Origin of the sequence: Chitinibacter sp. FCG-7, from assembly GCF_040047665.1 — a bacterium.
GTDB classification, from domain to species: domain Bacteria; phylum Pseudomonadota; class Gammaproteobacteria; order Burkholderiales; family Chitinibacteraceae; genus Chitinibacter; species Chitinibacter mangrovi.
In genome coordinates, this window is sequence record NZ_CP157355.1 from 2,884,123 (window position 1) to 2,896,876 (window position 12,754).

Here is a 12,754-nt window from a genome sequence, read left to right on the forward strand (position 1 = left end):
ATTGAGCGGCGATTCTGCTCGAAGACGACCATTTTGCGTGAAGAAGATTACAAGATAGCGACAAACGGGAGTTGCTTAAAGGCTGAAAAAACAATGGCGTCAGAATCCTTGCAGATTCTGACGCCATGATGGCTTACGGAAATAAGCTGAAATTACAGCAGGACGCGCTCGATACCGCCATTGCCTGCTTGCTTGACGTATTCGGGCATCCAGTTCTCGCCCAGCACGGTCTTCGCAATTTCAACCACGATGTAATCGGCTTCAGTGCCCGAATCGTCGTTATAACGGCTCAAGCCCTGCATACATGATGGGCAAGAAGTCAGGATCTTGACTGGTGCTTTAGCATCGCCCGCATCGGCGCGCAGTTTAGCCGCGCCTTTTTCCATCTCTTCTTGCTTACGGAAACGCACCTGAGTCGAAATATCAGGGCGAGCAACGGCAAATGTACCCGACTCACCGCAACAACGATCATTCAGGTCAACGCGTTGGCCCATCAGCTCGTTGGCTACTTCAATGCCTTTGTACGTTTTCATCGGTGTATGGCACGGCTCGTGATACATATACTGGGTACCGCTCACACCTTCAAGCTTGACGCCCTTTTCAAGCAGATACTCATGGATATCCAGCAGGCGGCAACCCGGGAAAATCTCCTCGAAACGATATTTGAGCAGCTGATCCATACACGTACCGCACGAAACAACGACGGTCTTGATGTCCAGATAATTCAAAGTGTTGGCCAAGCGATGGAAGAGCACGCGGTTTTCCATCGTGATCTTGTCGCCTTTATCTTGCTGGCCGCTCGAGGTTTGCGGGTAGCCGCAGCACAGATAGCCTGGTGGCAAGACGGTCGTCGTGCCGACATGCCACAGCATCGCTTGTGTCGCCAATCCGACCTGACTGAACAGGCGTTCCGAGCCACAACCGGGGAAGTAGAACACGGCTTCGTTTTCTTCGTTCAGCCGTTTCGGGTCACGAATCACCGGTACGATATTGCTATCTTCCACATCCAGTAGTGCACGCGCAGTTTTCTTCGGCAGGCCACCTGGCATCGGTTTATTGATGAAGTGAATCACCTGCGTCTTGATCGGCGCAGTGCCGAGTGTCGACGGTGGCTGTTTGGTGACTCCCTTGAGCAGACCAAAGCGTTTTGCCAGCGAATGACCTAAACGCTGGGCTTTGTAACCCCAGCCTATCATCAAGGCGCGCATCAATTTGATCGTGGCCGGATCTTTTAGCGTCAAGAAAGTCATGCCCAGCGCCGAGCCCGGGTTGAATTTCTTTTTGCCTTCTTTGCGCAGGAAGTTGCGCATCGCGACCGACACATCGCCAAAGTCGATCTTCACCGGGCAAGGATTTACGCAGCGGTGGCACACGGTACAGTGATCTGCCACATCACCCAGCTCTTCAAAGTGCTTGAGCGAAATGCCACGGCGAGTTTGCTCTTCGTAGAGGAAAGCTTCAGTGAGCAAACCCGTCGCCAGAATCTTATTGCGCGGCGAATACAGCAAGTTCGCGCGTGGCACGTGCGTGCTGCAGACAGGTTTACATTTGCCACAACGCAGACAGTCTTTGACCATATTGCTGATGCTGCCAATGTCCGATTGCTCCAGAATCAGCGACTCGGTGCCGAGCAGGCTGAACGATGGCGTGTAAGCATCGGTCAGATCGGCACCCGGCATCAGTTTGCCTTTGTTGAAGTGGCCGTTTGGGTCGACTTTTTGTTTGTACGCTTCAAACGGCGCAAGCTCGTCACGCGTCAAAAATTCGTACTTGGTAATGCCAATGCCGTGCTCACCCGAAATTACGCCATTCAAATCACGCGCAACTTGCATAATGCGTGCCACGGCGTGGTGAGCGCGTTGCAGCATTTCATAGTCGTCTGAATTGACTGGCAAATTGGTATGCACATTGCCATCGCCGGCGTGCATATGCAGCGCAACCCAAGTGCGGCCTTTGAGCACCTTTTGATGCAGGGCGTGGATCGCATCCAGAATTGGCTTGTCGGTGCGGCCGCTAAACAGCGTTTCCAGCTCGGTGAGCAATTCGCGTTTGTACGAAATACGCAGCACAAAGTCGCGCAGCGCGTGGAATACGCTTTGCGGTAGCTCATTGGCATCCACTGCTTTTTCCAGTGGCATACCCGGGAAAGCAGTCTGGTATAGCTCGAAGGCGTCGTCCAGATTGGTGTTAATCCATTCCCAGTGTTTGCGCGTTTGCGCAATAAATGCCAGCGCCGACTCGCGACGATCGCCAATCAGCACATCGTGGCTGACGGGGGCATCGCTGGTATCGAAAGGCAGGCGGCCTTGGGCGAAGAAATCGCTCAGATGATCGAGCAATTCGAGTTTGTTATGAATCGACAGCTCGATATTGATGCGCTCAATTGCGTCCGAGTATTCGCCTAGCCGTGGCAGCGGAATCACCACGTCTTCATTGATCTTGAAGGCGTTGGTGTGCTTGGCAATCGCGGCCGTGCGGGCGCGATCGAGCCAGAATTTTTTGCGCTGCTCAGGCAGTACCGCAACAAAACCTTCGCCGCCACGGGCGTTGGCCAGCTGCACCACATGGCTGGTCGCTTCGCCCAGTGCTTTTTCATCGTCCGATACGATATCGGCGATCAGCACCATTTTCGGGCGGCCTTTGGATTTTGCCTTGGTCGCGTAGCCGACGGCACGCACATAGCGCCAATCGAGGTGTTCCAAGCCCGCCAATTGCACGGTAGGGTGCGCATCCAGATAGTTTTTGATTTCAACAATCGACGGTACAGCGCGGCTGACTTCGCCGAAAAACTCCAGACAGACAGTACGGATATGATCAGGCATGCGGTGCAGCACAAAGCGTGCGCTGGTGATCAAACCATCGGTACCCTCCTTCTGTATACCCGGCAAACCCGCAAGGAACTTGTCGGTCACGTCTTTACCCAGGCCTTCTTTACGGAAGGTGGTGCCTGGAATCACCAGCGTCTCGACGCCCAGCGCGGTTTTGCCGTCGGGTTTGAATTTGCTGATGCGGAAAGTGGCTTGCGCCGCATCGTGGATTTTGCCCAGATTGTGATCCATCCGCTCGATGAACAACCAGTTGCCATCGGGGTCGACCATTTTCCAGCTGACCAGATTGTCGAGCGCAGTGCCCCACAGAACGGCTTTTTTACCACCAGCGTTCATTGCGACATTACCGCCGATACAGGAGGCATCGGCTGAGGTTGGGTCAACGGCAAAGACGAGGCCAGCTTCTTCAGCCGCTTCCATCACGCGGCGGGTGACGACACCGGCACCGCACTGGATCGTTGAAATTTCGTGGTCAACACCGGGAATATGCATTTTCTCAACGCCCTGATGGCGATCGAGTTTTTCAGTGTTAATCACGGCGCTCAGCGGGGTGAGCGGCACAGCACCGCCGGTGTAACCCGTACCACCGCCACGCGGGATAATCGTCAGCCCCAGCTCGATACAGGCCGCTACCAGCGGCGCCATTTCGGCTTCGGTATCGGGGCATAGTACGACAAAGGGATATTCAACGCGCCAGTCGGTGGCGTCGGTAACATGCGATACGCGAGCCAGACCATCAAACTGGATATTATCCTTGCGCGTGAGCGAGCCCATTTTGCGCATCACTTTTTTACGCAGGATCGCTACATCACGGAATTCGCGCTCAAACTCATCAACGGCCTGGCGTGTCCGCTCCAGCAGCACATTGACGCGCTCGTTTTCCTGACGGCGTTTTTCAATTTCGGATAGCCGGTGATGCATGGCCTCAACCAGCAGCTTCAGGCGCTTATTGTTTTCCAGCAAATCATCCTGCACATAGGGGTTGCGCTTGACGACCCAGATATCACCCAGCACTTCAAACAGCATGCGGGCAGAGCGGCCTGTTTTTCGTTCCTGACGCAGCTCATCCAATACGCGCCAGCCGTCTTGGCCAAGCAGGCGAATCACGATTTCACGGTCGGAAAATGAGGTGTAGTTATATGGGATTTCACGCAGGCGTTCTTGCGTGTGGGCGAGGGGCGCGGCAGTCTGGTCGGCCATGAAGGGCATCTCCGGCGGGAAATACGACTAAAGACCGAATTTTAACGGAAAAACGTCAGGTAAAACTCGCAAATTTAATAAGGATATGGCGAGTAAAGCGGAAAATATTGATTTTTAGCTAAATTTGCATCTAGTTCACGCTTAAAAAACAATCTGATTACGACCCGCTTGCTTGGCTCGATATAAATTCTGATCAGCACGCTGGACGAGCTGCATCAACTGGGTGTCATTCTGATAGTGCGTCACGCCAATGCTGATGCTCATACTCAGCCCATGCTCGATTTTGTCCCACGACCAGTTTTGCACCATCAGGCGCAGGCGCTCGGCCACATCGCGCGCAGGCATGCCATTGCGCGACGGTAGCAGGATCAGGAATTCTTCCCCGCCCCAGCGGCAGACCAGATCGTCCTGCCGACAGCCGGATTTGAGCAGGGCAGCGACCTGGCGTAGCACATAATCGCCGACCAGATGACCCCAGCGGTCATTGACTGCCTTGAAAAAATCAATATCCAGCATCAGTAGTGCCAGTGGTTCACGGTGTTCCGGGTTCGACTGCAGTAGCGCGTGCCCACGCTGCTCGAAGCCACGGCGGTTTAATAACCCGGTCAGCTGGTCTTGTGATGCGATATGGTCGCTGTAAAGGCGTGCTTTGCGTTCCTGATCGTTTTGCGCACGCAGGTGGATGTTTTCCTGTCGGGTTCTTTCGGCCTCCAGCTTGGTTTCCATGGCATGCAGACGTTGCAATGAGGCCTGACGCAATAAATGGTAGTGGTGCTGATAGGCTTGCTGGTGCAGTTTGAGTGCCAAGGCAAAGTTGCCGCTGTATTCCTGGGCTTCGGACAGGGCAAATTCCAGTTGATAGATCAAATGGCCTGCACTCATCTGTTCAGCCGCCTGCAGGCTCAGATTGAAAAACTCGATGGCCTTGTCGAGCTGGTTTTCCCTGCGCGCCAAAAGCCCGAGGTTATACAGATTGTGCGCCTCTCCCCAGCGGTTTTCGTGGCGCTGGTTGATGCCGCGTGCCCGCTCTAGGTAAGAGCGTGCGAGCGGTAGATCGTTCTCCGCCAGTGCCACACGACCTAGTGTGCCCATGGCCGCCGCCTGATATTCCAGATTGTGCGCTTGCTGAGCATAAACTAGGGCGCGTTTGAGTGTGGCTTTGGCGCTATCGAGTTGTTCCAGTTCAAATTGGTCGGTGCCAATATTGATTTCAATTGCGGCCAGAATGTTCTGATCCTGGCATTGATAAGCGTGATCGCGAGCTTTGAGGTGGTGATTGAGCGCATTATAAAAATCGTCATGCGCAAAATACAGCTGGCCCAGGCCAATCTGCCCCTTGATATAGATGTCTTTGGCGTCAATGGCTAAAGCCGCATCCAGACACAGCGCCCAGGTATCCAGTGCATTATCGTAATCACCCATCGTGTAGCAGGCTCTGGCGATTTCCTGCAGGCAATCGGGAGTTAGCGTCTGAAACTGGTGCAGATTGGCCATATACAGGGCGTGGCGCATCAGGTGCAGCCCTTCGGCCACATTGCCCTGCAAGCTCATAATGCTGCCCTGAATGAAGATGGCCTCGGTAAAGCCAAAATCATAGTTGAGCTGGATGGCGTAAATGGCCGCTTGCTGCGCACAGGCCAGCGCTTCGGTTGGGTGTTCGCGCGAGAGGGCACGTGCTCGCTGGTTCAGGTTATTGACATCGTGTTCTGTGGTCATACGGGCATCCCTGCGTCAGCGCTATAGCAGTTCCAGACGCAATTCCATGGTTTCCAGATCACTTTCCAGCGTGCTGGCCAGTAGCTGATTGCGCAAAGTCTTATGTAATAAAACATGCCCTTCGGCGATATCGCTTTTACCCAGCTTTGAATAAATTTCAGCCAGCGCCAAATGGGCATTGTATTGCAGATGAATTGCCCCCAGACCGCAGGCTTTGTTCAGCGCCTCAACCAGCTGCTCTCGTGCCATCTCAATATGACCGCTGGCCAGATAAACTTTCCCCAGCGTGAGCATGGCACTGGCTTCGCCCCACTGATTGATGTGCATGCGGTTGATTTTCAGCGCCACAAGCAAACTCATCCTGGCTTTGTCATAGTCGCCGCGAAGCAGCTGGATTTGCCCGATCAGTGCATAAATCTCGGCTTCATTCCGGTAATTGTGATCGGCTTTGACTAGCGGCAGCGCGCCTTTGAGTACCACATGGGCATCGCTGAGCTTGTTACAGCTGATCAGATCGGCGGCAATATTGATCAGGATGGCTGCTTGCAACTGGTAGTCGTCCGAGCTGGCGGCCAGCTCTTCGGCTCGGCGATGGTGAGCCAGCGCCGATTCGTAATGCTCGTGTGCGTAATACAATTGACCCAAGCCAATATGCGCCTTGATTCGCGTGTCCAGAATTATGGCCGAGTCGGGCAGGGTGAGGCAGCGTCGCCAGTAATCGCTGGCCTTAGCGTACTCGCCCATCGTGTAGTAGGTGCGCGCATAAGTTTGCAGCAGCTCGCCTTCCTGTTGCCCAATCTGATTCTGGCTGGCCAGCTGGTCGATTTGATCAAGGTAATCGAGCACTTCGGCGTAATGGCCAAAGTCATAAACGCACAGGGCAGTGATGCACAGGGTATTGGCTTCCAGCTCGGGTAATTGCAACGCTTTGGCGTGCTTGCGAGCATCCAGAACGATGGCCAGTGCTTCGGTGCTTTGCGAGTGGAGGAGTTTGCGCGCACGGGCGATTTGGCGCCTTAATTCTGCCTCGTTCATGGGTCTGCTGTCGGTGAAAGGCTCAAAGCGCAAGAATACCACTGTGTCCTGGCTTACACCGCAATCGCCTATGCCGCTGTCAGCAAAATGGCACGGCAATCGTCGGGTGTCAGATCCTGATTTTCTCCCAGCTTCAAACGCTGATGCCGGATTAGCTGGGCGGCAACGCCATCGGCGGCTTCTTGCGCGTCGATGCCATAATCGCCGAGCCGGGCAGACAAGCCCATCTGGGCAAAAAACTGGCTGGTCGCTTCAATGGCTGCAGCAGCCACCGTGGCATCGTCGCCGGTCAGCGCCCAGACTCGCCGCCCGTATTGCGCCAGCTTGGCCTGCTTGGCGGCAAAGCGATAGCGCCATAAAGCGGGCAGCACAATAGCCAGCGTGCGCGCATGATCCAGACCGAACAGCATGGTCAGCTCATGCCCCATCGCATGGGTGGCCCAGTCTTGGGCTTGCCCCAAACCGACCAGACCATACAGAGCCTGATTGGCCGCCCACATTAGATTGGCGCGGGCATCGTAATTGTCCGGCTCGTTCAGTGTCACCGGGCCGATTTCGATCAGTGTTTGCAAAATGCCTTCGGCCAACCGGTCTTGCACGCGGGCTTCGTTCGGGTAGGTGAGGTACTGCTCCAGCGTGTGTACGAAGGCATCGACTACGCCGTTGCCAATTTGCCGTGCGGGCAGCGAAAAAGTCAGTGTCGGGTCCAGAATCGCCAGTTTGGGAAACACGAGCGGATTTTTGAATGACAATTTGTCATTGCTTTCCCGTCTTGAAATCACCGCAGCAAAATTGCTTTCCGAGCCGGTGGCGGGCAGCGTGAGGACGGCCGCCAGCGGCAGGGCTGTTTTCAGTGGTGTGCGGTTGCCGATAATGAGCCAGCAATCGCCGTCATGCGGCACGGCCGCGGCGACAAATTTGGCCCCATCAATGACCGAGCCGCCACCCACCGCCACGATGTAATCAAGCGCATGCTTGCGCGCAAACTGTACCGCCCGCATCAGTGTTTCAAACTCGGGGTTGGGCTCGATGCCGGAAAATTCCTGCCAGTGATGTTGTTGTAATGCCGAGCTGATCTGCTCATAAGCGCCGTTACGTTTAATGCTGCCACCACCGTACAACACCAGCACCCGGGCCTGTACAGGAATCAGGCTACCCAATTTGGCGATCTGGCCTGCACCAAACTCGATCTGACAGGGATTATGAAAGCTGAATGCGTGCATGTCGGCGTCCTTTGATTAAGGCGGGGTAGGGGTATTGTGCTGCAGGTATTATATGGGTTTGTTTGCCAGTAGATACTGGCCTAGGTATTTTCAAGCTGCGCTTCCAGCTGCTGCAGGCGGGCAAAAATCTCGGGTGAGCCCAGCCGATTGAAGTGTTCCTGGTACAGGCGTTGGTGTTTTTCGGCCAAACCATGTTTGCCTACCTTGTCGTAGGCGCGCGCCAGTACGGCGTGCACGACATGTACTTTGCTATTGCATTCGTACTGGTTCGCCAGCGTCAGCGCTTCTTCAAATGCGGCAATGGCCTCATTATTGCGCTCTTCGGCTTGCAGGATTTTGCCGGTCACGATTTTCCAGCTGATTTCACCCCAGGCCCAGTAGCGCTCCATCGTATGGCCACGCTCCAGTAGCTGGGTGATTTCATCAAGCCGGTCTTCTTCCAGCAGAATCAAGGTGCGGTAGCCCAGCGCTTCGCCCAGATATTCAAAATGCCGGATTTCTTTGGCCAGCGCTTCGGCCTCGTCCAGATACGGTAGTGCCTGCTTGTGCTGCCCCAGCTCGCAATAATCTGCGACCAGATTAATCAGCAGGCGCACGTATAGATCTGTTGCGATTTGCTCGCTCACCCACTTGAGTGCACTTAAGTGGTGGCGCAAGGCGTCGGCAGGCATATGAAAGGCAAAATACAGCTGGCCCAGCGAGATATAGGTATTGATCCGCGTGGCGGCTGAAAAGCCCTGATTTTCCAGATTCAGGCAATCGCTCCAGTAGTCTATCGCGGTGCCAAAGTCGCCAATCGTGTAATGCGCAATCCCGATGTGATAGAGCAGCTCGCCGCGTTCGGCTTCCAGGTTTTCGGTTTCGGCGATCACCAGAATCTGATGTAATAAAATTAGCGCTTCATGAATGCGGCCAAAAGCGGTCAGCATTTCCACTTGCTGATAAATCACCGCAACGCGCAGTGCCGGTTCGTCTTCCGGGCTCAGCAAGGCCACCGCCTCGTCGATCAGTCGCAAAGATTCTGCCGAGTCGACATAAATCAGCTGTTTGCTTTGCTCGTAAAGCTCGCGGATGCGCTGGAGATTGGGGTTCATGGCAATGGGAGCGAATGGATGCGTTACGATAACGCTTTCTGGAGGCGGATTCAATGAATATTTCATTATCCTGACACAATAACCCGCAGCGCTGTTGGGCGCTGCGGGTTCGGGGTATTACTGATCGCTGCTGATCTTGTGACGAAGAAGATCAGCAGATCGAGCAGAGCTTACTTCGGTAGTGCCTTCAGCGTGGCTGAAGTTGGTTTGGAGAAGTTGTAGCCGTCTTTTTTGTCCCAGTTGATCGACCACGTCATCACGCCGCGATAATCCGGGTAGGCTTGTTTAGGCTTTACCATGCCGCAGTTTTTCAGCTGCGTCAGGCAAGTGAGTGCATCGCTCACCACTTGATTGCTCACAAAGCCAGTATTGGCCGAGCTGCGACCACTTGGTACGCCAAAAGCGACTTGATCAGGGCGCAGACCTTTGAATTCCCAGCCGGTGCCGCCGACGGTTTTAAAGCCTTCGATTAGCATCAGCGAGCCGCCAACTAGGCCATCGACTGTGCCTTCATTGAGCGCGCCATTCGAGTACGGTGTCCACAAACCGCCATTGTTGTAGTACTGCACATGGATCATGTTCAGATCGTCGCGCAGCGCGTCAATAATCGGCAGATAAGCACCCCAGATGCCCGAGTAGGCCACGTAGCCACCTTGCACATACGGATGCTCCGGTGCCATCGACAGATAGAAGCTTGGGCCCACTTTGGCTTTGAGCTGTTTCACTGCGTCGATCAGATTATTGATAATCGGCGTACCCAGTACGACACCGGCACCGCTTTCCAGATCCAGATCGATACCGTCAAAACCGTATTTAGTGATGATGGCGTGCAGACTGTTGACGAAGTTGGTGACGTTTTCCTTGCTCGACAGCGTCATGCGGCCTTCTTGGCCACCCAGCGACAGGATGACTTTTTTGCCCTGCGCCCGTTTGGCCGCCACGTCGGCAATAAATTCAGCCTCGGTGCCACCATTCTTGTCCAGATTAAACGCCACCGCACCATTGCCCGCATCGTCGGCAAACGAAATCATGATCACGTCCCATTCCGGCGCCACGTCGCGAATACGATAAGTGTCACCCGATGGATTGGTGAAATTATGCCAGTAGCCAATGAGCGCATGTTTAGGCAGGCCATCCGGGCTTGGCGTAGTGCCCACCGGCGTCGGGCTTGGTGTCAGTGCTGGCGTGGCCGTCGGGCTCGCTGTTGGAGCTGGGGTTGCGCTCGGTGACGGGCTTGGTGGTGGGCAAGTACTGTAAACCGCTGCTGCAGGATAACCAGGGCAATTTGGACGAATTGGAGTCACGACAGGTGTTACCACTGGGGTGACTGCAGGAGTCGCAGTGGGCGAAGGGGTTGGTGTGCATTCCGGTGTGAAGCCTGGGCTAATGCAGCTGCCGATTGGTGATGGTGATGGCGTCGGTGGAAGTGGGGTTTGCGCGGTTCCCACTAATTTCCATGGACCCCATTCGCTGGCTCCTGGTGTGTCACCCTGATTCCACCATTTGGCTTCGTAAGTCGCGCCATTGTAAGTAACACGCTGACCGCCTGTGTACACCAGTGTTTTGTCCCAGCTACCGTTGACTGGTGCTGGTGTCAGCACTGGCTTGCTAGTCGGTGTTGTCGTTACTAGCGGGGTATTGCTGGGGGCGAGTGTAGGTGCTGCAGTAACGTTGCTGCCGCTTTCTTTCCACAAAGTCGGGGTGGCGGCCGGATTCCAGTTGGCACCGGCAAAAGCCGTGTGCGTGACCAGTGCGGTATAAGTTTTGCCGTTGTAATCGACACTACTTCCCGCTGTGTAGCTTGTACCTTCTTGCCAGTTCGCAGCTTGTACCGTTGCCGCTAGCAGCATTGAGCTGAGCAGTAGCGCAAGGCGGTTTGCCTTTCCTGATACATGTTGACTCATTTGAGTTGACTCCATCCTGTTGTTTTTGGTGGCGGTTTGGTGATTTGCCGCCATTGTTTCCTGACGTTGCATTCAGGAATCGCCATGCTAGGACGATTTTAGGTCGATGACAATGAGCTCAATCTCAGTGTAAGTAAATGATGTTTTGCTAATAAAGAGGGTGGCAGGATGTCTCGATATGGCTTCAATATCTACATGGGGTATATGTCTAGAGTTATTGATTTGATTGATTCAGGTGGGTATACCCATGCTTTGTTTGCGCCAATAAAAAAGGGCAGCGAAGCTGCCCTTGTGCTTACTGTTGCAATTGTGCTGATCAGGCTCTTTTGCCTTCGATCGCCAAGCGAATCTCGTCCATATGGTGTTCCAGATAATGAATGCTGGTGCCACCTTTGATAAAGGCTTTATCCAATAACAATTGCTGATGCAAGGGAATATTGGTTTTGATGCCCTCCACCACCATCTCTGACAAAGCAATGCGCATCCGCGCCATCGCCTGTTCGCGCGTATCGCCATAAGTGATGATCTTGCCGATCATACTGTCGTACGTTGGCGGGATGGTATAACCCTGATACACGTGTGAATCTACGCGCACGCCTGGGCCACCTGGCATATGCCATTTGGTGACCTGGCCGGGGCTAGGAATAAATTTCAAAGCGTCTTCGGCATTGATCCGGCATTCAAACGAGTGACCTTTCAGCTTCACATCGTCCTGCGTATAGCGCAGTGGCAAGCCCGCGGCAACGCGGATTTGTTCTTGCACAATGTCGATGCCGGTGATCATTTCAGTCACTGGATGCTCAACCTGCACGCGGGTGTTCATTTCAATGAAATAGAACTCGCCGTTTTCATACAGGAATTCAAACGTACCTGCACCACGATAGCCGATCAAACGGCAAGCGGCGGCACACGCTTCGCCAATGCGCTGGCGTTGCTCTTCGGTCACGCCCGGTGCTGGCGCTTCTTCGATTACTTTCTGATGGCGGCGCTGCATTGAGCAATCGCGCTCGCCCAGGTAAATCGCATTGCCGTGCTGGTCGGCCAGAATCTGGATTTCAACGTGACGTGGCGTTTGCAGGAATTTTTCCATATACACCATCGGATTGCCGAAGAACTGATTGGCTTCCTGCTTGGTCAGCGCCACGGATGACAGCAAATCTTCTTCAGCATGCACCACGCGCATCCCGCGACCACCACCGCCACCGGCGGCCTTGATAATCACCGGATAGCCCACTTCACGACCGAGCTTGAGGATTTCTGCCTCGTCGTCGGGCAAGCCACCTTCCGAGCCAGGTACGCACGGTACACCCGCTTTTTTCATCGCGTCTTTCGCGGCAACCTTGTCACCCATAATGCGGATTGATTCAGGTTTGGGGCCGATAAAGACAAAGCCGGATTCTTCAACGCGCTGCGCAAAATCAGCGTTTTCCGATAAGAAGCCGTAGCCGGGGTGAATCGCTTGTGCGCCAGTGACTTCGGCAGCAGCAATCAGGCGCGGTACGTTCAGATAGCTTTGTGCGGATGGGTTTGGGCCGATACACACCGATTCGTCGGCCAATTTGACATATTTGGCTTCGCGATCGATTTCGGAATGAACGACCACAGTTTTGATGCCCATTTCGCGGCAGGCGCGCAAAATACGCAGCGCGATTTCACCACGATTGGCAATGAGTACTTTTTCAAACATAGCTTCACCTGTGAGGTGTGAGGTGTGAGATGTGAGGTGTGATAAAAATTCAGTGAAGAGCTCTGGT

General features: G+C 54.3%; 7 protein-coding genes. All 7 read right to left on the reverse strand.

Features of this window, described 5'->3' with window-relative positions; genetic code table 11:
- Positions 1-152: 152 nt before the first annotated feature.
- The 7 genes from ABHF33_RS13620 to accC all read right to left on the reverse strand — a co-directional run bounded on the left by ABHF33_RS13620 (position 153) and on the right by accC (position 12,687).
- Positions 153-4,028 (reverse strand): FAD/FMN-binding oxidoreductase, encoded by a 3,876-nt coding sequence (locus tag ABHF33_RS13620; protein ID WP_348944454.1) that lies wholly within the window; start codon positions 4,026-4,028, stop codon positions 153-155.
- Positions 4,029-4,169: 141 nt separating this feature from the next.
- Positions 4,170-5,744 (reverse strand): tetratricopeptide repeat-containing diguanylate cyclase, encoded by a 1,575-nt coding sequence (locus ABHF33_RS13625; RefSeq protein WP_348944455.1) that lies wholly within the window; start codon positions 5,742-5,744, stop codon positions 4,170-4,172.
- A 21-nt stretch (positions 5,745-5,765) separates the two neighbouring features.
- Complete coding sequence (locus ABHF33_RS13630; protein WP_348944456.1) at positions 5,766-6,779, reverse strand: tetratricopeptide repeat protein; 1,014 nt, start codon at positions 6,777-6,779, stop codon at positions 5,766-5,768.
- A gap of 68 nt (positions 6,780-6,847) precedes the next feature.
- Positions 6,848-8,002 carry an iron-containing alcohol dehydrogenase gene (locus tag ABHF33_RS13635; protein ID WP_348944457.1) on the reverse strand — a complete coding sequence of 385 codons (1,155 nt, stop codon included), beginning with the start codon at positions 8,000-8,002 and terminating at the stop codon, positions 6,848-6,850.
- Positions 8,003-8,082: 80 nt separating this feature from the next.
- Positions 8,083-9,096 carry a tetratricopeptide repeat protein gene (locus tag ABHF33_RS13640; protein ID WP_348944458.1) on the reverse strand — a complete coding sequence of 338 codons (1,014 nt, stop codon included), beginning with the start codon at positions 9,094-9,096 and terminating at the stop codon, positions 8,083-8,085.
- Between the two features lie 170 nt (positions 9,097-9,266).
- Positions 9,267-11,000, reverse strand: a complete 1,734-nt coding sequence (locus ABHF33_RS13645; protein ID WP_348944459.1) for a chitinase — start codon at positions 10,998-11,000, stop codon at positions 9,267-9,269.
- Positions 11,001-11,316: 316 nt separating this feature from the next.
- On the reverse strand, positions 11,317-12,687 hold the full coding sequence (gene accC / locus ABHF33_RS13650; protein ID WP_348944460.1) for an acetyl-CoA carboxylase biotin carboxylase subunit: 1,371 nt from the start codon (positions 12,685-12,687) through the stop codon (positions 11,317-11,319).
- Positions 12,688-12,754 lie beyond the last annotated feature (67 nt).